Origin of the sequence: Mucilaginibacter sp. NFX135 (assembly GCF_048565145.1) — a bacterium.
Lineage (GTDB): Bacteria > Bacteroidota > Bacteroidia > Sphingobacteriales > Sphingobacteriaceae > Mucilaginibacter.
The window spans coordinates 5,802,673-5,827,651 of sequence record NZ_CP183412.1 but is presented as its reverse complement, the minus strand read 5'-3'; the positions used below and the strand labels follow the sequence as shown (position 1 = coordinate 5,827,651).

The following is a 24,979-nucleotide window of genomic DNA, read 5'->3' as shown; positions in this document are numbered from 1 at the left end:
ATGAATTATTATGCAAAATGAAGAATTAGAAGAGAAAGTAAATATCATGGAAGAACTGATCCAGGGTTTTGCCGGTAGGATCAGTGTGATGGAGACCAGTATAGCCGAGTTCTTGAAAAGCTTTCTGGAACAATACAGGGGCACATTGGAAATGATCTCAGCACGGATTGAAACGGCTAACAAGCGGTATAACGATCAAAAAATACAACAGCAGATCGATGAATTGAAAGATGTTGTAGCAACAGTCCCGAAAGTCATTCGCGTGAAAAACAGTCATCATTTAGGTGCCTGGTCAAAGAATTTGATCATCTGCCTGGTAGTTTGTTTTGTAACAATGGCCGTATCGATCGGCACGGCATTATATTTCTATCATCAAAATGACCGCTTAAATCGCGAAGCCTATAATTTCTGGCTGGTTAGGGCGCTTTATCCTGAAGTAGCTAAGACCATAGATGCAAAGTTGACAGAAGACCCCAAGGGCTTTATAGACAAGGCTGAAAAAGCAATGGTCAAACAGCAGGCGATCATTGCTGCTGAAGCGGTAGCAGCGCAGGCGGAACAAAATCAAAAGGAGGCTAAGCGAAAGCTGGAAAAGGTGAAGGCAAATAAGTGATGGGGGTATAATGTGGAGAGGCCGGGCTGCTGCGGCAGGTTGCTGCATTGCACCACGCGCTACGCGCCGGGTTCCATTTCGCTGCCAGCCTCGCTGCCGCGCACAGGCAATTATTCGTTCCTCATACATGCCTGTCTTCCAGCCGCAACAAAAAAAACCACTACACCGCAGTCACAAAGTTAGCGACACAGGAAAACAGTCAAGGGTATAATAAACCGCGGCTATCGCCGCGCCCCTTGACAATTTCCCTGTTTTGAGCTTCGGTTGTTTAAGCGGTAATGTGGTAGCTGTGTGCAGAGGAACAATTCCCGAACAATTCCCTTCGTTTATTAGTCAACAAAATACTTATTGAAAATCTTAGTTATATCTTTTTTAAGATCAATAGGTAGATCGTATTCCGAATGCCAAATCAGTTTCCCTGTAATAGCTTCACCTGGCGGGGCTTGTTTAATATCAAAAACACCAAAAATTTGTTCGATACCATGTAGGTCTAATTAGGGCTGATATTTTTCTTCGAGGGTTTGAAACTCAGGATCAGCGATAATACTGCTCATCCTGTCTTGGTATGATTTAAGGTTGTTGGTGTCCTCCACTCTTAATTCTTATTCTTTAAAAGCTCCACCTTTTCCCGCTCACTTGCCAGTAAACGCTCATAAAGTTTTTTATTCTCTTCGAGTACTTCGAGCCACTTTTCAATGGGGTTAATGTTGAACGTACCAGTGCTGTTTATAAATGCCTGCTGATGGAAAGTATTTGAAATAACATTTACAGCCATTTCACTATCAAAATTCTTTATCGCTTCTTCGGAAACATTTAATGCCTTTGCAACCTTAGCAATTATATCGTCTTCAATTATCTCTTTAGCCTCAAGTAATGATACTCGTTTTTGGCTCCAATCATCACCAAGTTGAATTGCCAACGCCTCTTGCTTTAAACCTAGCATTTCGCGAAAGCGCTTAACATTTCGGCCTTGATGGATATTTTTCGGTGCGTCGGTAGCAGTACTCATGATAGAAACGGTTGTTTAAGCAAATGTAAGAAATTTTCAATGTTTAAATTAAGGGATTACTGTGGCTTGTACAAGGATAAAATATACACTAATGCGACTTCGATAGACTGTTGTAGAATAGGTTAGAAATGTTTCAGGAGAGTCCTTTGTTTCGCCGGTTAATGGAGGCCGGTTTAAAAATAGCATTATGTATAACGGAACTTATGCACCCTGGGAACATTACCCTAAAACACTTCGCCATTACGAAGTTGAAAATCCAATGTCTGTAGTAGTCGATTTTTTTAGTGCTGATTCAGTAAAAGGTCACGGCAGGCGATTAAAGGAGTGGCGCTATTATGTAGTTAACGACGAGCATTACGATGAAAAACGTCATGGCCCCGGCACCCTGCTTTTTATTTATGATCTTAATTTAAGGATTTTAGAGGCTATGTATCTGCTATTGCTCAATTACAAAAACTTCTCTTATCAGCGAAAACAGCTTTCAGAAGAACAATTGGAGGAAGAGAGGAAACAATGGGAGTACTATCCTAAAAACCTTTCCTTAAAAGAACAGCTTGAACCCTACAAGGCCGTCAGGAAAGTTTTTAAAAAAATTAAGCCGCAAGAATATCGGGATCAGTTACATGAGTGGTCACACGTAGCACTTTACAATAATGCGGATGACGAGGCTTTATATGCAGGTGAGGTTATTACTGTTTATGAAAACTTAATTAAGCTGTATTCGGCAGCTTGGTTGATCTGCCAGCGAGAGGGTGGTCATCCACAGCTAAAGCGGAATAAGCTTGGAGATAGTTTGGCAGACACATCCACCGAACCAATTGTTCTAAGAACAATAAATCCCGAACCAACAGTAGCCGAAAAACTGGCATTGGAAGAAATTAAAAGCCTGATACTAAAACGCTGCCCGGAGGGTCTAATGATTATTCATTTAGGAACACATCCCAAGCCGTTTACATTTTACCTTCTCATATTGATAGGTGATGATGAAAAAACACCGGAGCATCAAATAAGCAACAAGATAGAAGACAATTGCCAATACCTGGCTCATGTACATGTTATAGTCCATAAAGTAAACAGCGCAAAAGAAGCGCTTATTAAAGGCAGACGATTTTGGTCAGCTATTATGGACAGGGGAAATGTTCTGTATCAATCTTCGGAGTTGGCTTTACCCGCCCATACAGAAATAACTAAGGGAATATTGTTAGCAAGAGCACAGTTTAATTGGGAACGATGGGGTAACCAGGGCAATGAGTTTTTAAAAGGTGCAGAGTTATATCGGATGGACAACAATTTCCGGCTTGCAGCCTTTCTTTTGCATCAATCTGTTGAGAGCGTTTTAAAAGCAATTATACAAGCCGTTATAGGCTACCGGGTACAGATGCATAATCTATCAAGGTTGTTAAGGCTTACCTTGTTGTTTACTGATGAGTTAAAAGGTGTTTTTGAGCTTAATACTACCGAGGGGGCACAACTATATCAATTGCTGCAAAACGCCTATTCACAATCACGGTATAACAGTTCATTTGATCCTGACGGAGATTTAGTAAGAATATTATCAAAACAGGTAACAAAGTTCAATAAAGTCGCAGAAAGAGTTTACAAACAATATATAGAAGACATTAAGGGCTGACGGCCTCAGCAGTATTGGCAGGCGGCCATTTGTTCGCCTCAGATTGCCTATAAAGATAGTTTTACATTAACGATAGAACCTCTAAGCATAATAAGTTGTATGTAGGGAGATTTTTAAAATTACCCTACATTGCTACTTAAATGGTGTACTGAAAGAGATTCCTGGTTATAGTTGCTCACTTGAGCGGCTGGCCTAAGCCTTTTTATTCGCTATGATGAAGTTTACACTAGGAATTAAATGTCTTTATTATATTTAGAGATAAAGTATATTTGAACTTATCGCAAACTTCTCTAACTTATAATGTCTACAAAATTTTTTACCAACCAAGATGACAATAGCCTCCTTAAGAAATTTGAGGGTGTTTTCTCCAATATTGAAAGCATAAGGCATTTTGATGCCTTAGTTGGTTATTTCAGAACTTCCGGCTACTTTAAAGTTAGAGCGTTCTTAGATAAAATTCCAAAAATCAGGATTTTGGTTGGTATAAATGTTGATCAACTTATTAAGAAGCACCATGATAGGGGCCAATATTATATTGAAAATCCAGAAGAAACGAAAGCTGATTTTATTAGTGAAACCATTAAGAACATTCAAGAAGCAAATTATGATTCTGTTACAGAGAGTGGCATAATTCAGTTTATTAGTGATTTGACAGATGGAAAAATTGAATTAAGGGCACATCCCTCAAAAAAAATACATGCCAAAGTCTACATATTCCGCCCGGAAAATTTCAATGAACACGCACCATGCGAGGTTATAACAGGATCTTCTAATTTGACCGATTCCGGCCTTGGCGCTAATCCTGACTCAAATTACGAGTTTAATGTCAGTCTTCGTGATTTCGATGATGTGAAATTTGCCACTGATGAATTTGAAAAACTTTGGATTGAGTCAGTGCCGATTCTTCATGCGGAAATAGAAAAGATAAAAGCGAATACATATCTCAGAGATGATTTTACACCTTTTGAGCTATACATGAAAATGCTTATTGAATATTTTGGTAAACGGGTAGACTATGATCCATACAATATTGATTTGCTGCTGCCTGACAAGCTTATGCGTCTAAAGTATCAATCTGATGCTGCAAATCAAGGATATGCAATAATGATGAAACATAATGGATTTATACTTGCAGATGTTGTTGGCTTGGGTAAGACTATAATCGCTTGTATGGTGATAAAAAAATTCATTTACGAAAATGGAACGCATACTAAAATTTTGACTGTAGTCCCCCCTGCCTTAGAAGCAAATTGGAAAAGAACAACCGAACAGTTTCAGATTAAAAATCATTTCGAGTTTGTCACGCTTGGTTCTTTGCAAAAAATTTTAGATGAAAAAGATTATGCTTACTCTAATGCCGACCAATTTGACTTAGTTATTGTTGATGAATCTCATAAATTCAGAAATGACTATACAAGTATGTATGTAGCATTACAGGATATATGTAAAATTTCACGTTCCCGTCCCGCAGAAAATGGAGATGTGCGTAAAAAAGTGATATTAATATCTGCCACCCCCTTAAATAATCGGCCGCAAGACATTGAAAACCAACTATACTTATTTCAAGACAAAAGAAACAGCACATTAGAAAGCATTAAAAATCTTCAAGAATACTTTAAGCCGTTAAACGACCAGTACAAAAAACTATCTGCTGAAAAGAAGTTGAATATTCCGAAACTTAAATCGTTATTTCAGAAATTACGAGATGATGTAGTTGAACCATTGGTTATTAGAAGAACGAGAACAGACATCGAAAATAATAAAGATTATTTAGAGGATTTGAAAAACCAAGGTATTTTATTTCCTAAAGTTGGAGATCCCATTCCGTTATATTATGAATTAGATGACGAGTTAAGCAAATTGTTTTATGAAACGGTATCATTGATAACAGGGCTTGATGAAAACGGTAATAAAATGGAGGGGTTGGGTTATTATCGCTATCGCGCAATAGAACATCTTATAAACGAGGAAGATATAAAAATTTATGGTAATGTAAAATCAATATCTGGTCGACTTTCGGTAATCATGAGAACATTATTAGTAAAGCGACTTGAAAGTAGTTTCTATGCGTTTTTAATGTCCATTAAGCGTTTACAGAAAGCTATCGACAACATGATAGAAATGTTTGACCAGGATCGGGTTTTCGTTGCTCCTGACTTGGATATAAACAAGCTTTTTGAAGATGATTACTCTTTCGATGATATAGAGGTAAAAATCAACGAAAAAGGGGGCAACAATAGAGAATTTAAAAGAAACGCATTTAACAAGGATTTTATAGACTTGCTTCATTTAGATAAGGATAAAATTGATGCATTGGTAGAACGTTGGAAAAGAGTCAAAACAGACCCCAAATTGATACAATTTGCTATGCAGGTGGATAAAACATTTTTTGCCAAGACGCAAAACCCAAGTGGCAAATTGGTAATATTCACCGAAAGTAAGGAAACAGCCATCGAATTGACTGCTCAATTATCAAAAATAACAAAACATAGAATACTAACTGTTAGTGCGGAAAACCGAAAAACAGTCGAAAATATACTACTTGAAAATTTTGATGCGAATCTCGAAAAAGATAAGTGGAAAAATGACTACGAGATAATTATAACTACAGAAGTACTAGCGGAGGGCGTAAACTTACATCGTAGTAATATTATTGTTAATTACGATGTTCCTTGGAATTCTACTAGATTAATGCAAAGAATTGGTCGGGTAAATCGAATAGGAAGTACTGCTGAGAAAATATACGTTTACAATTTTTATCCATCCGCACATGGTGATGCTAAAATTAATTTGGTTAATAATGCGCTGAGAAAGCTTCAGGCATTTCACACCGCTTTCGGTGAAGACACCAAGATATTTTCACTTTTGGAAGAAATGAATGAAGATGGCAATGGTCTGTTTGGCAATAAGATTCAAAAGGAGGAAAGTGAGATATTAACCTATCTAAATGAGCTAAGGGATTTTAAGAAGAAGAATTTAAAGTACTATAACGAAATCAAACAAATTCCTAATAAAGCAAGATGCGGGCGCAAAGGGCAACATGGCAATCAACTTTCATTTATTGATTCTGAGGCAAATGAGATAAATTACCCTTTAAAGAAAACTTCTATATGCTATTTAAAAAGCGATAACCATCCGGGGATTTTTTGTTTAATTACCCCGGAACTAAATATTATTGAGTTGAATTTTTTACAAGTCGTAAAAATTTATAAAGCGAAAATAAATGAAATGCCTGTCAAGATTCATGATCTTCATCATGAACAAGCGCTGGCTGGTTTGCAATATTTCAAATCAGAGAAAAACCAAAATAACATTCAGGCGGTAACAAAGCAAAACTTAAGCACCGTTGAAAATAAAGCTATAAATAACGTTAATGCGATTTTAAAAATAGCCCCGACCGAACAAAAGAGAAAAGCATTGCAAAGAGTCATAGATTTAATTAAAAAGGGCACGTTTGCCAGTAAAGGTATGCCTAAGTCTATTAATGATTTTTTTGTGACCAACAGTAAATTGATCAAGGAGCCGCTAAAATTGATCGAACAACTTTTTATTGAAGTGCTAGATAGATATGATCTAGGTCCCAATGCTGACGAAAGTAAAGACGATAAACTTTCAACTTTTGGTATAGTAAACCCTCAAATAGTATTAACTCAAAGTTTTATTTAGATGCCAGCTACTCGTTTACAAATTAAAAATGCCTTACAAAATCCATATGACAGGGTGCTTTTCGCAAAAGAGGTTTTAAAACCGATTTTTGGTTCTGGATTTAATTTATTAAATACTATGATCGATGCGACAGAGAAACCTAATTTATCTGAATCTAAGGTAATTGATCAAGTGAAAATTTATGCTAATATAAAGTTAGAGGACGATACTGAAATTACTTGTTACGAAATTGTTTTACAGCCGACTGTTCGCATTGAACGAAGTAAAGTAATTATTCAAAGATATATACGTAAACTTCTTACATCAGGTCAGGCAGCATTGGTCAATTTTATCACGCCTGTTGATAATCGCATTTGGAGATTAACTTTGATTGCGAAAGACAGCATTTTAACAGATGATAGCATAGAAGAACGATATACTAATGCTAAACGATATACCTATTTAGTTGGGCCTTCAGAAAATTGTCGAACTGTTGCTGAGAGGCTTGAGATATTAAGCTTTGAAAAGAAGATAAACTTTGACGCACTAATAAATGCTTTCTCAGTAGAGAAACTAAACAAGGCATTCTATAAAGACATTACAGAGCAATTTTATCAACTTATTGGTGCTACAACAGGAATAGGAAAAAACAGTAAAGTTTACGAACGCGCTCTTATATTACCGAATATTGTAAATGAAAATAATAGGAGATACCAAGAGTTTGCAGTTCGATTAATCGGACGTACAGTATTTTGCTGGTTTTTAAAGGTTAAAAAATCAGAAGCAGGTATTTCGCTGTTACCAGAGCATTTGCTTTCCAGCGTATCCGTAAGAGAAAACCCCAATTATTACCATAATGTGCTTGAAAAACTTTTTTTTCAAACTCTAAATACCCCAAATGAACGCCGAATTTTAGATTTGCCAAAAGGATCAGAATATATACCTTTCCTAAATGGCGGATTATTTGAGGCACAATCAGATGATTACTATAAATTTAATGAAACAACAAATCTCTCTAGTAATGTAAATTCACTTACAATACCTGATCAATGGTTTATAGATTTTTTTGAAAAGCTTGAACAATACAATTTCACAATAGATGAGAATTCAGTATTAGATGTTGAGGTAAGTGTTGATCCTGAAATGTTAGGTAGCATTTTTGAAAATTTATTGGCCGAAATCGATCCTGACAGCGGAGAAACAGCCAGAAAAGCGACGGGTAGCTTTTATACCCCACGTGAAGTTGTTGATTATATGGCCACAGAAAGCCTAGTTTATTATTTGCACACTGATACCAAAATTGTAAAAGACAGACTAGAATTGATCTTTAACATTGAAGGTGAACCTAACTTTGACAAAAGAGAGGAGCATGCTATACTGGCTTCACTAGATAAGTTAAAAATTCTTGACCCGGCTTGTGGCTCTGGTGCATTTCCGATGGGTATTCTACAGAAAATTGTTTTGGCTTTACAGAAGCTTGATAGAAATGGCGAATGGTGGATTGAACAGCAGGTGAGTAAAAATAGTAACCCAATAGCAAAGCTCGCAATTAGAGAAAAGTTACAAAAAAATCCTGATTATGCTCGTAAAATTGGGATTATTCAAAACAGCCTGTATGGGGTCGACATACAACCTATTGCGGCTGAAATATCAAAACTTCGCTGTTTTCTAACATTAATAGTTGATGAGCATATTGATGAGAGTAAGCCGAATCGTGGTGTAGAACCACTACCAAATTTGGAGTTTAAATTTGTAACAGCTGATACATTGTTAAAATTACCTGATGAAACATTGCAAGTGCCAATGTATAATGCTAAAAAGAAAAAGAATCCGCTTGAGCTTTTAGACGAAATCCAACAAGTTCGTTTAGATTATCTGGAAAGTTTTGGGGATAACAAACAGATTTTGAAAGAAAAATTTCATGACCTCCAGAAAGAAATATTTGATCAACAAGGTTTATTTGGATCTGTCGAAAATAATAGGGCGTATAAAATTAGCATATGGAATCCTTTTAGCCATGACAAAACAGATTGGTTTGATCCTCAATGGATGTTTGGTATTAAAGAATTTAATATTGTGGTGGGAAATCCACCATATAAAATTTTGACTAAAAATAATACAGATAAGACAGTGCTTAGTGCCTACCTTAAATCATACGGTACAATCAGGGGTGCAAGTTCCAAAAATTTATATATTCCGTTCATAGAAAGAAGCATTGACTTACTTTCTTTTAATGGCTTCTTATCTCTTATAGTCCCCGAAGGATTATTTATAACTCGAAGTTATATTGAATGTGTGCAATACATGAATGCAAATGGCTCGACACCCGTAATAACAACATTTACGTCTTTTGTATTTGATAATGCAGTAACAGGTAGTTTAATTTTCATTTTTGGAAAAAATGGTAAATTTCAACCAGATCGATTTGTGTTTGATAAACATTACAATTTAAAAAATGATGAAATAAAACAAAATAACGTTATTAAAAAAATAGCATCTTCCAACACGGTGCCATTAGGTGAGATAAGTTCATTGTTCAAAGGTATGGTTGTGGCGGAAAGGGATAAAGTAGTTGGTACTGATACTAGCTACGGAAATGACATTTTTTTATTAGGTAAGAGCATGGATCGGTGGAAAATTACCAAGAAATTTTATACTGATTATGAAACTCTAACAATCATTGGTGGAACTAAAAAGAAATCTAAACATAGCGTTGCTCCACGAATATTGATAAGGCGGACAGGTGATAAATTATGTAGTGTTTTAATAGAGAAGCCGGCCTTAACGGAAAGTACCCTATATTCTTGTTGGAGTACAAACGAAAATTTCGATAATTATTTTTTATTAGCATTGCTTAATTCTGATTTGTTAACATATTTTATTCGTCAAAAGATGATCACTAATAAGCAAGCTTTTCCCCAAATACTAATGACAGACTTAGAACTACTGCCGATAATAATTGTAGCTGAAGAAGTTCAAAATAAAACAAAAACACTAGTTAGTGAACTCATTAGACTTAGAGCACAAGAAAAATTAGAAAAGTGCGAGAGTGAAATATCCATAGAAAAACATATAAATATATTAATATACAAAATGTATGACTTGGATTTTTCATACGCCAAAGAAGTAGATCCAAATTTAACAGAAGTAGAATTTAATTCTACCTCTATAGTTCTTCATTAATTAGTTTGATTTCATCTTCCGCTAATTCATAAAGATTAAAGATGATGTCATCCATTTTTTGTTCAATTGGTGATATATCAAGGGTTAATGATTTTTTAAAAAGGATAGACTCTGTTTTTTCTATTAAAATTTGAGGATCACTTGCGCGGAATATTGGTATATTTAATAAAGGTTCTTTATCTATTTGATAATTGTCACCTTGCATTTTTCCTTTATGCCTAAGCCAAAATCTGATTAATTTTGAATTTAATAATGCAGTTAAATACTTTAAATTAATTCGATTTGTTTTAATTACATTAAATGTAGCCGATACATAACAATCAAAATCAGTGTAGGTAAATGATGGTCGAGAAGGACATTTTCGCTGGGCTACAATTTTTTCACCGTTAAAAAATCTTTCATCCCTAGCTCTGTGCAATCCATAGGGTTTGTTATCAGAGGTAATTATTTTTGAATATTTATCTAAATGTGTTTTCAAATTGGGGTATTGTGAAATTGAAGCGCTGTTTTTGAATTCTGAACTGGTGTATATCACCCAGAACTTATTTATTGGATCTCCGTAAAATTCTTTTAATTGATGAGAGGTGTATAATGGTTTTATTAACCGGTTCTCGAACGGTGATAAATCAAGCTTGTTTTTTTCAGCATTACTTAACACAAAAACGCCATCACCAACTTTCGAGCCATCCCCTAATATTTGCTGTGTAGATTTATTTATAAAATCTTGTGGAAAAACGATGCCTTGCGCTACTTCCTTTTCATCTAATTTAAAGTTGCCTAATCTTTCGATTTTATTTAAAATGGCATCAACCGCGGTTTCGTTAAACGTTAGTTGTTTGTCGAGATATTTTTCAGGATATAATTCAAAGAAGGACTTTTTGGCAAATGAATTATCAATTTTGAAATCCAAAAAGTCAATAATATTGGAATCTTTTAGTACGCCATCGTTCAAAATAGATAATTTGACACAATGCATCTCTATAGGTTCACTGATACTTTTTTGTAATACATATACCATAGTTTGAATTCCAGCAGTTTTGAAGACTTTATAATTGCCAAAATCTGTAAATAACTTAATTTGGGTTTCTTTTAAAATCTTATTTCGTAATATGGAAGCACCTGAACTCGTCGTCCAATTATTTTGTGCAATAAAGCATTGGATACCTGTTTCGCTTAACATATCAAGGGAGTAACAAGCAAAGGCATACCATAAATCCATTTTTCCTTGATAGTAAGACTTTCCTCTTATACTATCAAAAGCCTTTTTATTAGTATATTCCTTTATGTAAGGAGGATTACCTATTACTATATCGAATTCTTTAATACCAAACATCCATTGAGGATCAAACCAATCTGTTTTGTCATGGCTAAAAGGATTCCATATGCTAATTTTATACGCCCTATTATTTTATTCAATAAAAAGGTGGTTTATATTACTCCAATATTCCACTAAACGATTGAAATATGATATATGGCTATATTAGGGTAAGTAGTGAAAAGCAAACACTAGCAAATCAAAAATTTGAGATTAACAATTTTTCAAAAGATCGAAATTTAATAATTGATGAGTGGATTGAGGAAACCATTAGTTCCATGAAAAGGCTGGACGAACGAAAGTTTGGACGGCTACTAAAGAAAATGAAAAAAGGAGATCAGCTAATCGTTAGTGAGCTCTCACGGCTAGGTCGGAATTTAATGCAAATAATGAAAATACTTCATGATTGCATGGAGAAAGATATTCAAGTGTTTACAATTAAAGAGCGGTACGAATTAGGGAATAATATTAATTCCAAGGTGCTGGCTTTTGCATTTGGATTGTCAGCAGAGATAGAGCGTAATCTTATATCACAACGTACTAAGGAGGCGTTAGCTCGGAGGAAGGCGGAGGGACAAATATTAGGTAGACCGTTAGGGAGTAAGTCCTCCTACTTTAAGCTCTCCGGTAAAGAAGAGAAAATTAAGGACTTATTGAACAAAAAAAAGTCATATACCACCATTGGAAAAATGTTGGGTGTTCATAGATTAACAGTATCTTCATTTGTTAAAGAAAAAATGAATTAACATGCCACTATCATTCGCGGGATCTTTAGTTGTCGGAGTATCATCAAGAGCGTTATTTGATTTAGAAGAAGAAAATAAATTATTTCAAGATCAGGGTATCGTAGCTTATAGAAAATACCAAAAGGAAAGGGAAAATGATATTTTAAAGGAAGGTACTGGATTTCATGTTGTCAAAGCCTTATTAAACTTAAATAGTCTGGCTAAAGAGCGACTTGTTGAAGTTATTATAATGTCAAGAAATAGTCCTGAAACAGGAATTAGAGTTCTAAATTCTGTGAAACACTATGGTTTAGATATAACACGTTCTGCTTTTACTGGTGGAGAGCCACTTTACAATTATATTGAGGCCTTCGAGGTTGATTTATTTTTGTCTAAGGAGGAAAGCGATGTGCAAAAAATAATTGACTCTGGAAGCGCGGCAGCGGCATTAATATTTGCTCCACCAAATGATTTCCAGCCTGAAACATCAACCGTTCGTATAGCATTTGATGCAGATGCTGTTATATTTTCAGACGAGTCTGAGCAAATTTATAAAGCAAACGGCATTGAGGCATTTCATAATAATGAGAGTAACAACGTTGTAGTACCGTTAAACGAAGGGCCATATGCTAAATTGTTAAAAAAACTCTCAATGATACAAAGGAAGATGGAGACAGGTGTTGAGTTATCGCCATTACGCCTCGCTATAGTAACAGCTCGTAATAGTCCATCTCATATGAGGGTTCTTAATACTCTTAGAGAATGGGATGTTTATGTTGATGAAGCTTTCTTTTTAGGTGGATTATCTAAAGATAAAATATTAAAGGCGTTTAAGGCTCATATTTTCTTTGATGACCAAGAAGCACATTTAGTACCCGCAAGAGCTGTAGTTCCGTCGGCTAAAGTCCCGTATAAAACTTCTTCCCCTTTATTTGTAAAAGTGGACAAGTTGCAAGTTGTTGACCCTGATCTATTAAATAAAAGAGAGATCAAAAAGTTAGATTAGCGCGATCACTAATTAATTTCTTCAATATTGTAATTACCCCTCAAGAATACGGATCAAATCATTGTTCACATAAAATAGCTCTTTACCATCTTTTATCGGGCTCAATATTTTAGCATCAACCAATTCATTGAAGTATTTTGTTAGGGTTGTTCTGGATGTTATATTTAATTGATCACCAATGAATTTAGGTTTGATATATGGTTGACTGAAAATTAATTCATTTACCTCTTTATTATACCATTTTATTAAACCTTTGGCATGTGCCAACGTTGAATCCATTTGTGCAAGTATGCTGTTAATTAACTGGCTTGTTAACTGAGCTGTCTTTTCTACTGCATCCAGCATATATAGTATCCAGGGTTTCCACGAGCCTCGTTGAGTAACAATGCCTAGATTATAATAGTAGTCGTCTTTATTAACGATAATATATTTAGATAGATAAAGTACAGGTTGATTTAGCAAACCTGCATGTACAAGATACAATAGGTTTAAAATGCGTCCAGTTCTTCCATTGCCATCAGGAAAAGGATGTATGGCTTCAAATTGATAGTGTGCGAAACACATTTTTAGTAAAGGGTCTGTAGGGTATTTTTGATCATCATTTAAATAGTTTAACAAATTATCCATTAGTTTTTCCAGTATTCCAGCTCCCCTTGGTGGAGTATAAATTACTTCACCCGAACGAAATTCACTTTGGCCTCGCTGTATTATAGTTAATGATGCCGGAGATCTAAGCCCCGATGATGTATTTTTGATTTGCCTGAAAATCCCTAATATGCTTTCTAAATCAATATGGTTGTCTTCTTTTATAAGTTGGTAACCAGTCCATAAAGCCTCACGATACCGCAGGACTTCTTTGGTTGCAATGTTTGCTTTGTCTTCTTGTACGGTATCTGATACTGCTTTGTATAAGGCGTCTTCTGTTGTAAAAATATTTTCAATAGCAGTAGAGGCTTTGGCTTCTTGTAGAGCAATTGTATTTACCAACATCAATGGATTAGGTAGTCGCATTATACTACTGTTTACCGCCGCTAATGCTCTTGATGCCGTTACCAATTTCTTTAAAATTTCAACGTCATTTTCGATTTCCGATTTTGGTGGCAATAACGGTAAATCATTAAATGGTTTGGTTCTGTCGTAAGCCATATCTTATGTCCATTTTTAATTACATTCTGGACATAAGTCAAATAAACGAAACATTTCTGAACAAAAAAAGTATTGTGTTCATTTTATGGCATAATGTGAACATAGAACGAATTAAGTAAAAAAACATGGACACAAAATATCAACGTGTTCATATTTTAATATAAATTGGACATATGAATCAATGAAATGAGGTGTTGTATGTTATGGAGATGTTGACCACCTGATTCCGGGCCAAACTGACCAGGCAATTAGCTGACGTGGGGCGTGCAGCAAACGCTATAAAAGCGTGTACAAAAATAGTTATTTAAAAGGTATTTTCATTAGTAGCTGGTTTCCGGTTCAACGTTACGTTTTCTTCTCATAGATTCTCCCTTTAGTTCGATGCGGTGCGCATCATGAACGATCCGGTCCAGGATCGCATCAGCAACCGTTTTTTCACCGATCACTTCAAACCATTTGCTTACCGGTAGCTGTGAGGTTATGATCAGCGAGGTCTTGCCGTGCCGGTCCTCGATCAGTTCCATTAGCGCAGCCCTGCTTTGTGCATCAAAAGGCTGGATACCGAAGTCATCCAGTATGAGCAGCTGTGTCCTTTCCAGTTTAGCGAGTTCCTTGATATAAGAGCCGTCTGCCTTAGCCATTTTCAGTTTAGCGAATAGCTTAGGGGTGCTGGCATAAAATACCCTGTAGCCCAGCATACAGGCCTGATAGCCGATAGCAGAAGCCACATAGCTTTTACCGATACCGGTGCTGCCGGTAACCAGTATGTTTTCATTGCGGTCAATGAAGGTACAGTCTGCCAGGCGCATGATCTGGTTGCGGTCGATACTTCGGTCGGCATGGTAATGAACGTCCTCCACAGAGGCTTTATAGCGGAACTTGGCATACTGTATCTGCCGTTCGATACGCCTGTTTTGCCGGTCGTCCCATTCTGCATCTACCAGGTGGGCCAGCAGTTCATCCGCTGTATAATCATTCGTTTTACCCGTTTCCATGCTGCTTTTGAAGGCATGGAACATGCCGAAGAACTTCATCTTCCGCAGTTTGTCTAGTGTACTTGTGTTCATGTTATTTGTTGTTTAATGGTTATTTGTAATAGTCTTTTCCCCGGATATTATCATGGTTAGGCATAGGCAACTCATCTGCAAACAGGCTTTCCTCGTAGCCATCCATCTTGTTCTCCAGGATGGTTTGTATCGTTTTATAGTTATGAATACCATAGCTGAGCGCACGCTGGCAGGCCATCGTTAACCGTTCGTTACCTGCTTTCTTGGCGAAGCCAAGTACACCCAGGCAGGACTTGTAGGCCTGCTCCGGGTGTTGCTTCCGGTCAAGGATCTTCAGGATATACAGCCTCACATCCTCATGGATGGATGCGGCCCAATCCAGGAACTTATCAGGTGTCCAGTCAGTTACAAAGCGGTGTGTAGTGGCCATGTGGTCTTTATCGGTTGTATAGCCGTAAGGGTTCTTTGCCCGCTTATGCAAAGCGATACGTTCATAGTTGGAGTAGATCTCCACGATAGTGCGGGAATACAATAGCTTTACCCGCTTGCCGATGAAGCGGTAAGGCACACTGTAATAGTGTTTATCAGGGCCAAGATTGACATGGCCGTTCTTGATCACCTTAGCGTAGAAGTGCTTTTTGAACTGGTAAAGCAGGACAGGCAGCGGCATCAGGGTATGCCGTTCGATCTCTTCAAACTGTAGCCTGCGGCTATAGTTACGTCCTTTGAGCAACTGGCTGTTATGGGTTTCCAACGCTTCCCATATACCTGTATTCAGCTCTTTTAAAGAGTGATAGGTAACCCGGTTGATAGGCGCGTAGATCTTGGTATAAATGATCTTAACAGCACCTTCTACCAGTGCTTTATCACGCGGGCGGTACGCCCGCGCCGGTAGTATGGTGGTACCGTAATGGTCTGCAAAGTCCTCAAACGTTTCGTTCAAAGTGGGTTCATAGCGACTGCTTTTGGTCACGGCTGCCTTCAGGTTATCGGGTACAATGGCGGCAGGAACGCCGCCGATAAAGTGCAGCGTATTCTCGCAAGCTGCAATAAAGTCTTCCTTTTGCTGGCTCGGAACCGCCTCTACATAGGTAAGCTGACTGGCTCCGAGGATAGCCACAAAGACCTCTACTGCAATAACTTCACCGGTATCCTTATCGGTATAGCTTAGCTTTTCGCCTGCAAAGTCCACATAAAGCTTATCACCGGCTTTGTGATCCATGTGCATGGTCGGGTTGACCCTGGCCTTCCATTGGTTGTAATAAAAGCAGAATTGGCTGTACTGGTAGCCGTCAGGGAACTCTTTGCGGTAGGATTCCCATAACATATACCGGTTGACACCGGTGCGTTTGAGTTCTTTATCTACTTGGGGAAAACAGCGCTGCATGGACTGCATACGGCTGGTGGGCGGGTGTTCTTTGCTTTTACCGAAGAGATCTTCGAGTTCCTTATCGTTAAGGGCATCGATCTCTTCAAAGGTAAAGCTGCTGGCTTTAAAGGCGGCCAGGTACTTCTTTACGGTATTCCGGGATGCATCAGTCTGGGCAGCGATGGTCATTATGGGCCGCTGCTGGCTGTACATCCTTAAAATCTTTCTAATCTTACTCATGCTGATCGTCGAATTGGCCATGTTTGGAGGTATATGTTGCCTCCAAAAGATGGTTGCTTCTACAGCATTTGCTACACGTTGAGGGTGGTCAGTTTGTCCCGGAATCCCCTGGTCAGTTTGCCCCGGAATTGGTGGTCAGCTTGCCCCGGAATCAGGTGGTCTGGTTCATCAGAATCTCCAAAACCCCAAAACCATCTGGATGTGGCAAATTTTCATTCATGAAATACAGCTTCCTTTATTGCTGTTTACATGTTTAAAATAGCAACTATATCAAGATTTAGGATTCAAACATATGGCATAATATCCTAAGATTTATATATACAGCTCATTTATATATACAGCTCAAAGATATAAACTAAGCCCAATCTTGTCAACAAAAATATATCATAATACAGATTATGCGCTTAAAACTAGTTCTGGATTCTAGGAATATAATCACTCCCGTATTAAAAACTAAATCATACACGTAGGCAATTTGCTTTCTTTTTAGCTCACTTTACCTACTCCCAGTGTGTGTTTAGTTTAACGTAAACTAAGAAAGTAGAAATTAATGTTAATAGCATAAAACTTATTGTTTTTCAATTACTTATTATTGCAAAAGCTTTAAATAAAATTATCCTAAATCTTTTTAATGGCAACTTATCACGAAAATAAAAGAATCAAATGGAATGATATGGGCACGGCCTATCATCCAAACGGTCGAATCGCATTTTCATTAGGCACAGCCTATTTTGACAATGGTCGCGTGGCTTTCTCACTTGGGACCGCCTATCACGAGAACGGCCGAGTTGCGCTGTCGCTAGGCACGGCTTACCATGCAAATGGGCGTGTGGCGTTATCTCTTGGTACTGCTTATCATGAAAATGGTCGGGTTGCCTATTCCTTGAACGCCTTCTATGACGTTAATGGCCGAGTCATTCAAAATTCAAGTTTCAGTATCACGCTTGGCAAGGGAATAATTCTGACCCTATTACCAAATATCAAAATTACTGTCTATGGAAGGAAAATAAATTAGGGTTGCATTTTGTAAGTTGCAAAGAAAAATTTAAATCTTCAGTGCGAAGGGATTCTTCCGCTGTTGAAGAATGGCATTTTTTTGTACATGTTCTGTTTCAATATTCCGAAATTGGTTAATAATCATCCTATTCAGAAATAATATATAACTTACTACGCACAAACCTGATAACCAATTATGATAAATACCTGGCTGCAATCCACGCCGAGCGTTCCCTCCCATAAGCTTTACGGAATGATAAGCGTGGTCGAAATCGGCCCGCCGTCTGACAATGTCAAGGACTACCTTGGTCATGAGATCATTTCCTCATACCACAATCTGGATGACCTGAAAGGATTGTATGAGCATTTGCCGGAAAATCGGTTACGTGATTATATCAAGGACTACGTTTTGCCTTCCGATGCACACCAACTTACCCTCAATGTCCGCCAAGGTGATTTTTCGGAAGTGCTGGCTTCGCTGATAGTTAGCTACTTTGAAAAGCGTATCGTGCCGCTCAAAAAGATGCGCTGGAAATTTAATAAAGATAAGTCTGTATTCAGTACCGATATGTTTGCCCATAATGCCGGTAACGAGATCAGCGATCTGTATTATTACGAGATCAAATCACGGCTGAATACGACGTACAAGGAAGGAAAAGCGCCGGATCGTTTCTACATCACTGTGCATGCGCACAACAGCCTGCTTAAAGATATGAACCAGCCCAATGAAGGCATCGCAGATTTTCTAAGTAAAATGTATTCATACGTGAAGGACTATGATTCGGCAAGGAAATATCATGATATAATTCTGAATCCGACTAAATACAACCGGGCTTATGAATTATTCTTTATCATTGAAACAAGTAAGTTCAACCCGGCGATATTGGATGATTTGGAAAACCTGCCGCCCACGTTGAAGCCGCTATGTGTGACAATAGTGCTGATTGGGAACTTGGCTAGGTTAATGGTAGACCTGCAGCAACGTGCGGTTCAACAGGCTGTTGACTATATCCATCCGGCGCCATGAACGCATCAGATTATTTCGAAGACCTTGAAAATGGACTTAACCAGATACTGGATGATCCTAAGTTCCTTAACCATAGCAACCAGCTCGCGGCCTGGAAACTGAGCACTGCTTTTAAACGCAGCTATGATGAAAGCTATCTCTGGAACCGGGCGCTGTTTTTATCGTCTAATGGTTGCCAGATCCTTCTACATGGCCATAATACCAGGCTGGCGATCAATTCGCTAAAGGAAAGCGCTATCATTTATGAAAACCTTTTCTATATCAGCGACAAGTACGACCGTGAGTTTGCGTTAATGCTATCGGCCTTATGTTACGACCTCGCCGGTTACCAGGCCAATGCGGTATGCCTGGTCCGAAAGATCACCGAATACCAGTTTGAGTCGGAAGACGACCAAGTGTACACAGGGTCGGACAATTATATTTTAACACATATCCGGCAGGTACTGCTTAAGAATATCGTCAAGGCCAAGTCACTGATCGATCGCCAGCTTGAAGTTGACCTCGGCTTATTATTATTTAACCGAGCCATGGCTAAATGGTATGACCAGGTATTACAAGGCACCGAAAATGATTTCCTGGATGAGTTCGATAAAGTTTACCGGTTTTACCTGAACGCTTATAATATACCCGTCACACAATTGCTGTTCCTGCTCCGTACGCGGATCGGGCTCTATTTGGACCGTTCGGTGTGGCAGAATCTCAGTGGAGTCGACCATATTAAAGGCAATGCAGTTTGGAACAAATATATCCGGCTGCTGGCCAATGATGTTTACGACGGACGGGGTATCAAGTCGGTTGATAAACGTTTATCCAAATTTGAGTTCTGGACCTCGCAGTTGCGTGCTGTACAAAAAGGCGTCCTTAGCACCGATGAATCGTATGTCATCCAAATGCCGACCAGCGCAGGCAAGACATTCATAGCAGAACTTTCTATTCTTAACGCACTCACGAAATTCCCAGCACAAAAATGTTTATATATCAGCCCATTCAGGGCGCTGACTAACGAAAAGGAAGCCGAACTATCTGATAACCTGTCTAAGCTTGGCTATTCTGTGTCCGCAATTTCCGGCAATTACGAGATCGATGAGTTCCAGGATATTATCTTGGCTGATACCGACGTATTGATCGCCACCCCGGAAAAGATCGATCTTTTGCTGCGGCTGAATCCCGCTTATTTCACCGGCGTTTCACTGGCTGTAGTAGATGAGGGCCATATCCTTGGCGATATCAGCCCGCGCTCCAGCCTGCTGGAGTTCCTAATCATCCGGCTGAAAATGCAGATCACGGGTTTGAAAGTGCTCTTTATCTCGGCAGTAATGCCCCCACCCAATGCCGACGAATATGCCCTATGGTTGAGCGGGAAACCGGCCAATGTGGTGCGTTCCTCGCTTTTCCCGGACAGCCCGCCTTCCGAAGAATGGGAGCCCACCCGCAAACTGATTGGCAAATTTACCTGGGAAGGCAGCCGTGGACAAATCCTGTATAAGAACCGGTCGACGCAGGATGAGCAAACCCGTACAATAACGCCTTTGTTCATTTCAGCTATTATCCGCAAACGAATTTATGCCAATACTTTCCCGGACGGTAATAACAAAGCCCAGACTTCGGCTGCGCTGGCTTACCGTTTATCGCTGGATGGTAACACACTTGTATTTTGTGCGCAAGTGCGGGAAACCAAACGGGTCGGCGATGCCTTATTAAACTTATTGGATTTGCTGAGGGACAATAATGAGGCGACCCCAGCATGGTTTCATCTCAATCGCGACCGGGAATCGTATTTTTATGCCCGTAAATGGTATAGCGCCGATTCTTATATCTCGAGGTGCCTTTCCCACGGGATCGGCATCCATTTCGGCGACTTGCCGGAAGCAGTCAGGCGGTCGGTCGAAGAAGACTTTGTCCGGGGAAACCTGAAGGTGCTGATTTCGACGAATACCATTGGACAGGGCCTCAATTTTCCGATCAAGAACCTGATTATTCATTCGACGATCATGAATGCGGAAGAAGGCAATATCAACAATTTGGAAGTAAGGGATTTTTGGAATATTATCGGGCGTGCCGGACGCGCAGGAATGGAAACCGAAGGCCAGATTGTATACAACGTCAAGTCGCCTCGTGACGGCACGGAATATGATCGTTATACCGATAAGGGAAATATTCCACCAGCTAACAGCATTTTCTTTAATGTTTTGGCGGCACTCCGCAGGCGCCGCATCAGCATTGCTACTTATGAAAATAATATCCGCATCCTGGCCGAGCCTTATTTACTGAACTTAATCACCGAGGAGACGATTGAAACGGACGACGAGGAGGTGATAAATGCTATTCTCAACAACAGTTTGTTTAAAATCCAGTGCTTGGATCAAAATTTGGATATTGAACCGATCAAGAAATCCTTTCGCGGCATATTCGGTAATATAAAACAAGCGGCCAACCTGGGCCAGATCAGGATTTATGCCGAAACGGGGCTTTGCCTTAAAAGCAACCAGGATATTGAAAATTTTATTGAAAAGAACCGCGAACTCATCGCTGGCATTCTGGAAGAAGATGCCTACCTGGCCCTGCTCGAACTCATCTTGCAAATGTTCGATGCGCTGAGTCTTTCGGAGATGGTATCCCTTAAATTCGCCAAGATCGGCGCAAAATTTATCGCTTACCTGCCCGTAACTATCCTTTGGATCGCAGGGCAGGATATTGATATGATACAGGCGGAATGGGTAAATGTACATACTGACCGGGCATTATTTAACCTGTTGGTAGCCGAAGGTTATTATTTCAGGTTCCCCTGGCTGATCAGTGCATTCCAAACCTTGATGGCTTTTAAAATGAATATCAGCCGTGAAGACTTTCCTGAAGGTGTCGCCAACCTGATCAGCTTTATTAAATACGGTATCGACAGCCCAAAAGCTTGCCTACTGCGTTCCATCGGTATAAAAAATCGTGACGTTGCGCTGTTGCTCGCCGGGCAGGCTGGGGAGCTCACCGGCAGACAACTAATCCGCTGGACCAGTAACTTGAATGTTGCCGACCTGGAACCGCTTCAGCTTTCCCGCTTCGACGTGCAAAATATCCTGAGCGTAGCAACAAAGCTAACCCCACAGAAATTTGAAAATGTACCTGACAGTTTTGAGTTTCAAGTAAAAGGGATTACCTATGATGCTGAAAGCATGCGCATATCTACTTTATTGGAGGTTGGCGATGCGCTGACCTATCGCAGGGAAAGCACTAATAGCTATGATCCATTTGCCATCGAGATACTTTACGGTGATTCTAGGCTTGGCTATGTGCCGAGGGAATATGCGAAACTGATCGCAGTTGAGATCGACATTAACACGGTTGAATATTCTATTGTGGTATTGACCTGGAGCGACCGGAATGACTGGGACCAAATTGTTGTCAAGATGGAAAAGATTGGCGATTAGTTTAAGTAGCGGATTATCCCGCTTATTCAATTAGCGAGGTCTACAACGATAAGTTGATCATTATTCTAAATGAATGTTACTTATTTGTTACTTTATGTTTTCAACTATTTGAAAATCAATGGTTAATTACATTCCCGCCATTTGGCAAAGTTCATAAATATATTAGTAAATGATATTAAGTAAATTAAGGGAGTTTAATTTAAATAACTTATCAAACGTTTGTGCGGTGTTTTATTTAACGGTTATTCAAACTATAAAGTTCAATAGTCGCCACGGCCGGTATGAGGCAGCAGGTCCTGAAAAACCTCGCCGGCACTTTGCCCCGATCCGATTATCGCTACCAATTTACCCTGTAGAATGTCGGTCTTTTTATATAGATAATTGGGTGTATGCAGAATATTTAGATTGAACACCCTGCATGAAATCGGAATAACGGGGTTCTGTTCCCGTACCTAACACTATTTTAACATGCGCGAAATATATAACCTCGATGTAATTCGGGATACAGATTAATGCGTTCAGAGTTGGTAATTTTTACGTGCAGGGAGAATTTGAACAGGTTTATTTTAAATTAACCCTATGGCCGTTCTATCACTATGCCATTAAATAATAGAGGCTGTTTCATTTTGAAACAGTCTCATAAATTCTTTAAATTCTTTCAGTAATTTAAAGTACTACTGAAATTTGTTATCAGCGGAGAGGGAGGGATTCGAACCCTCGATACACTTTTGGCGTATACACACTTTCCAGGCGTGCTCTTTCGACCACTCAGACACCTCTCCGGATTAAATGGGATTGCAAAGGTAAAATAATATTGCTTTCAAAGGGAATAAAAAAGCGAAGTCCTCTTTACAGAGGGCCCCGCCTTCACGAAAACTTTAACTCAACTTATAAAATATGGCATTTGTAGTATAGAGTGTAAATAACATGTTTGGTTTAATTTGGGTAAAAAATATATGGTGGTAATGCAGATAAATAATTTTAGCTTATGTTTGCTTCATATTGCCGTATGGTAATTTTACACGTAAAAAGCTTGTTTAGTTTAAATGCTGAGCATCAACAACATTAAAAAACCTATTGCTGCCGATATTGATGTATTTGAGGAAAAGTTTAAATCTTCTATGCAAAGCTCGGTACCTTTGCTCGACAGGATAACCCATTATATTGTTAAGCGCAAAGGAAAGCAGATAAGACCCATGTTTGTGTTTTTTGCCGCCAGTATATGCGGTGGCATTAATGAATCGACCCATCGTGGGGCCGCTTTGGTTGAATTGTTGCATACGGCTTCATTAGTGCATGACGATGTGGTTGATAATTCTTATCAGCGTCGTGGCTTTTTCTCCATCAATGCTTTATGGAAAAATAAAATCGCCGTTTTAGTAGGCGATTACCTGCTTTCAAAGGGTTTATTGTTATCTATTGATAATGGTGATTTTCAGTTACTTCGTATCGTATCTGACGCGGTAAAGCAGATGAGCGAGGGCGAACTGATGCAGATTGAAAAGGTGCGCCGCATGGATATTGGCGAACCGGTGTATTATGAAGTGATCCGCCAAAAAACGGCATCGCTTATTGCTTCGTGCTGCGCCTGCGGGGCTGCATCAGCGGGGGCCTCTGACGAAGTTGTTGAAAAAATGCGCCTATTTGGCGAAAAGATCGGCATCGCTTTCCAGATTAAGGATGATATGTTTGATTTTGGTACCGATGATGTAGGCAAACCACTTGGTATCGATATCAAGGAAAAAAAGGTTACCCTGCCATTGATCTATTCACTGGCCAATGCTACTGATTCTGAAAAGAAAAGGATCATTAATCTGGTTAAAAATCATAATGACGACCCTGCGAAGATTACCCAGATAGTTAAGTTTGTAAATGATACCGGCGGACTGCAGTACGCCGAAACCCAGATGAAAAAATATCAGGATGAGGCTTTTAAGATCCTCAACACTTTCCCCGACAGCGATTCGCACCGCGGATTAGAGCAATTGGTAAGATTTACTACCGAACGTAACAAATAAGCACATCTTCATCATTACCGGTTATACTTTTAACTTTGGTTTGGCTGTACTATCTTTATTCATCAATTAAAACACGTTTTATGATGGATGCAACAAGTAAACCAGCTGTGCCTACGCTTTTTGAGTGGGCCGGTGGTACAAAAGCCTTTGAAAACCTTTTTGACAAGTTTTATGATAAAGTGCTGGCCGACGACTTGCTTGAGCCGGTATTTAAACACATGAGCCCACAGCACCGCCTGCACGTGGCCCATTTTGTAGCCGAGGTATTAGGAGGTCCCAAAACCTATAGTGAGCAGGAAGGCAGCCATTTTATCATGATCAGCAAGCATCTGCAAAAATATCTGACTGAAGCACATCGCAAACGCTGGATAGAACTGCTATTACAAACCGCCGATGAATATGCATTACCTGACGATCCGGAGTTTCGTTCGGCATTTATGGCTTACCTGGAATGGGGAACCCGCATCGCGGTCATTAACTCCAAAACAGATGAAGTAACAGAGCCTACGGATGTTCCGATGCCGGAATGGGGCTGGGGCGTAGTTGGCGGTCCTTACATCCCCTGAATTTTCGGAAGGATAGTCATGGCTATTTAAAAAAAGAACGTTGCTTGTTGTGCAGGGATAGC

Annotated in this window: 17 protein-coding genes and 1 tRNA gene; 11 read left to right on the top strand and 7 right to left on the bottom strand. The window is 39.0% G+C overall.

Annotation, left to right across the window (positions count from 1 at the left end; translation table 11 throughout):
• Positions 1 to 10 precede the first annotated feature (10 nt).
• Positions 11 to 613: a hypothetical protein gene (locus ACNURT_RS24265; protein ID WP_419699847.1), complete on the top strand. Its 603-nt coding sequence runs from the start codon at positions 11 to 13 to the stop codon at positions 611 to 613.
• A gap of 595 nt (positions 614 to 1,208) precedes the next feature.
• On the opposite strand, the gene ACNURT_RS24260 is transcribed toward ACNURT_RS24265, so the two are convergent.
• Positions 1,209 to 1,622: a helix-turn-helix domain-containing protein gene (locus tag ACNURT_RS24260; protein WP_419699846.1), complete on the bottom strand. Its 414-nt coding sequence runs from the start codon at positions 1,620 to 1,622 to the stop codon at positions 1,209 to 1,211.
• A 187-nt stretch (positions 1,623 to 1,809) separates the two neighbouring features.
• Between ACNURT_RS24260 and ACNURT_RS24255 the strand changes: the two genes are divergently transcribed.
• From ACNURT_RS24255 to ACNURT_RS24245, 3 genes are all read left to right on the top strand, one after another.
• Entirely contained in the window at positions 1,810 to 3,252 is a 1,443-nt protein-coding gene (locus ACNURT_RS24255; protein ID WP_419699845.1) for a HEPN domain-containing protein, read from the top strand.
• A 300-nt stretch (positions 3,253 to 3,552) separates the two neighbouring features.
• Positions 3,553 to 6,918, top strand: a complete 3,366-nt coding sequence (locus tag ACNURT_RS24250; RefSeq protein ID WP_419699844.1) for a helicase-related protein — start codon at positions 3,553 to 3,555, stop codon at positions 6,916 to 6,918.
• Entirely contained in the window at positions 6,919 to 10,080 is a 3,162-nt protein-coding gene (locus tag ACNURT_RS24245) for an Eco57I restriction-modification methylase domain-containing protein (RefSeq protein WP_419699843.1), read from the top strand. It abuts the gene before it with no gap.
• Here the strand turns inward: ACNURT_RS24245 and ACNURT_RS24240 are convergent.
• Positions 10,064 to 11,464 (bottom strand): Eco57I restriction-modification methylase domain-containing protein, encoded by a 1,401-nt coding sequence (locus ACNURT_RS24240; protein WP_419702144.1) that lies wholly within the window; start codon positions 11,462 to 11,464, stop codon positions 10,064 to 10,066. The genes ACNURT_RS24245 and ACNURT_RS24240 overlap by 17 nt on opposite strands.
• A gap of 80 nt (positions 11,465 to 11,544) precedes the next feature.
• Here ACNURT_RS24240 and ACNURT_RS24235 point away from each other — a divergent pair, with 80 nt between their 5' ends.
• Positions 11,545 to 12,141 (top strand): master DNA invertase Mpi family serine-type recombinase, encoded by a 597-nt coding sequence (locus ACNURT_RS24235; protein ID WP_419699842.1) that lies wholly within the window; start codon positions 11,545 to 11,547, stop codon positions 12,139 to 12,141.
• A 1-nt stretch (position 12,142) separates the two neighbouring features.
• Complete coding sequence (locus tag ACNURT_RS24230) at positions 12,143 to 13,126, top strand: 5'-nucleotidase (RefSeq protein WP_419699841.1); 984 nt, start codon at positions 12,143 to 12,145, stop codon at positions 13,124 to 13,126.
• 33 nt (positions 13,127 to 13,159) lie between these two features.
• Here the strand turns inward: ACNURT_RS24230 and ACNURT_RS24225 are convergent, their stop codons facing one another.
• From ACNURT_RS24225 to istA, 3 genes are all read right to left on the bottom strand, one after another.
• The gene (locus ACNURT_RS24225; protein ID WP_419699840.1) at positions 13,160 to 14,272 is read right to left on the bottom strand and encodes a Fic family protein; all 1,113 of its coding nucleotides are present in this window, start codon (positions 14,270 to 14,272) and stop codon (positions 13,160 to 13,162) included.
• A gap of 320 nt (positions 14,273 to 14,592) precedes the next feature.
• Positions 14,593 to 15,339, bottom strand: a complete 747-nt coding sequence (istB, locus tag ACNURT_RS24220; protein WP_128533444.1) for an IS21-like element helper ATPase IstB — start codon at positions 15,337 to 15,339, stop codon at positions 14,593 to 14,595.
• 19 nt (positions 15,340 to 15,358) lie between these two features.
• Positions 15,359 to 16,888: an IS21 family transposase gene (gene istA, locus ACNURT_RS24215; RefSeq protein ID WP_419699087.1), complete on the bottom strand. Its 1,530-nt coding sequence runs from the start codon at positions 16,886 to 16,888 to the stop codon at positions 15,359 to 15,361.
• A gap of 631 nt (positions 16,889 to 17,519) precedes the next feature.
• Between istA and ACNURT_RS24210 the strand changes: the two genes are divergently transcribed.
• From ACNURT_RS24210 to ACNURT_RS24200, 3 genes are all read left to right on the top strand, one after another.
• Positions 17,520 to 17,903: a YadA-like family protein gene (locus ACNURT_RS24210; RefSeq protein WP_419699839.1), complete on the top strand. Its 384-nt coding sequence runs from the start codon at positions 17,520 to 17,522 to the stop codon at positions 17,901 to 17,903.
• A gap of 177 nt (positions 17,904 to 18,080) precedes the next feature.
• Entirely contained in the window at positions 18,081 to 18,911 is an 831-nt protein-coding gene (locus ACNURT_RS24205) for a hypothetical protein (protein WP_419699838.1), read from the top strand.
• A complete protein-coding gene (locus ACNURT_RS24200; protein WP_419699837.1) occupies positions 18,908 to 22,333 on the top strand; it encodes a DEAD/DEAH box helicase in 3,426 nt (1,141 codons plus the stop codon). Before ACNURT_RS24205 ends, ACNURT_RS24200 begins: the two co-directional genes overlap by 4 nt.
• Before the next feature lie 260 nt (positions 22,334 to 22,593).
• Here the strand turns inward: ACNURT_RS24200 and ACNURT_RS24195 are convergent, their stop codons facing one another.
• Both ACNURT_RS24195 and ACNURT_RS24190 read right to left on the bottom strand, forming a co-directional pair.
• On the bottom strand, positions 22,594 to 22,764 hold the full coding sequence (locus ACNURT_RS24195; protein ID WP_419702143.1) for a SidA/IucD/PvdA family monooxygenase: 171 nt from the start codon (positions 22,762 to 22,764) through the stop codon (positions 22,594 to 22,596).
• A gap of 263 nt (positions 22,765 to 23,027) precedes the next feature.
• Positions 23,028 to 23,115, bottom strand: a tRNA-Ser gene (locus tag ACNURT_RS24190).
• 264 nt (positions 23,116 to 23,379) lie between these two features.
• On the opposite strand from ACNURT_RS24190, the gene ACNURT_RS24185 reads away from it, so the two are divergent.
• Both ACNURT_RS24185 and ACNURT_RS24180 read left to right on the top strand, forming a co-directional pair.
• Complete coding sequence (locus tag ACNURT_RS24185; protein WP_419699836.1) at positions 23,380 to 24,351, top strand: polyprenyl synthetase family protein; 972 nt, start codon at positions 23,380 to 23,382, stop codon at positions 24,349 to 24,351.
• An 80-nt stretch (positions 24,352 to 24,431) separates the two neighbouring features.
• Positions 24,432 to 24,917: a group II truncated hemoglobin gene (locus ACNURT_RS24180; RefSeq protein ID WP_419699835.1), complete on the top strand. Its 486-nt coding sequence runs from the start codon at positions 24,432 to 24,434 to the stop codon at positions 24,915 to 24,917.
• The last annotated feature ends 62 nt before the right edge of the window (positions 24,918 to 24,979 follow it).

What these genes read in the sequence shown, in the direction of transcription:
- ACNURT_RS24265 (WP_419699847.1), top strand. Translation starts at nt 11, where the DNA reads ATGCAAAATGAAGAATTAGAAGAGAAAGTAAATATCATGGAAGAACTG.
- ACNURT_RS24260 (WP_419699846.1), bottom strand. Translation starts at nt 1,622, where the DNA reads ATGAGTACTGCTACCGACGCACCGAAAAATATCCATCAAGGCCGAAAT.
- ACNURT_RS24185 (WP_419699836.1), top strand. Translation starts at nt 23,380, where the DNA reads ATGCTGAGCATCAACAACATTAAAAAACCTATTGCTGCCGATATTGAT.
- ACNURT_RS24180 (WP_419699835.1), top strand. Translation starts at nt 24,432, where the DNA reads ATGATGGATGCAACAAGTAAACCAGCTGTGCCTACGCTTTTTGAGTGG.
- ACNURT_RS24205 (WP_419699838.1), top strand. Translation starts at nt 18,081, where the DNA reads ATGATAAATACCTGGCTGCAATCCACGCCGAGCGTTCCCTCCCATAAG.
- ACNURT_RS24230 (WP_419699841.1), top strand. Translation starts at nt 12,143, where the DNA reads ATGCCACTATCATTCGCGGGATCTTTAGTTGTCGGAGTATCATCAAGA.
- ACNURT_RS24225 (WP_419699840.1), bottom strand. Translation starts at nt 14,272, where the DNA reads ATGGCTTACGACAGAACCAAACCATTTAATGATTTACCGTTATTGCCA.
- ACNURT_RS24235 (WP_419699842.1), top strand. Translation starts at nt 11,545, where the DNA reads ATGATATATGGCTATATTAGGGTAAGTAGTGAAAAGCAAACACTAGCA.
- ACNURT_RS24250 (WP_419699844.1), top strand. Translation starts at nt 3,553, where the DNA reads ATGTCTACAAAATTTTTTACCAACCAAGATGACAATAGCCTCCTTAAG.
- ACNURT_RS24210 (WP_419699839.1), top strand. Translation starts at nt 17,520, where the DNA reads ATGGCAACTTATCACGAAAATAAAAGAATCAAATGGAATGATATGGGC.
- ACNURT_RS24255 (WP_419699845.1), top strand. Translation starts at nt 1,810, where the DNA reads ATGTATAACGGAACTTATGCACCCTGGGAACATTACCCTAAAACACTT.
- ACNURT_RS24200 (WP_419699837.1), top strand. Translation starts at nt 18,908, where the DNA reads ATGAACGCATCAGATTATTTCGAAGACCTTGAAAATGGACTTAACCAG.
- ACNURT_RS24245 (WP_419699843.1), top strand. Translation starts at nt 6,919, where the DNA reads ATGCCAGCTACTCGTTTACAAATTAAAAATGCCTTACAAAATCCATAT.
- istB (WP_128533444.1), bottom strand. Translation starts at nt 15,339, where the DNA reads ATGAACACAAGTACACTAGACAAACTGCGGAAGATGAAGTTCTTCGGC.
- istA (WP_419699087.1), bottom strand. Translation starts at nt 16,888, where the DNA reads ATGAGTAAGATTAGAAAGATTTTAAGGATGTACAGCCAGCAGCGGCCC.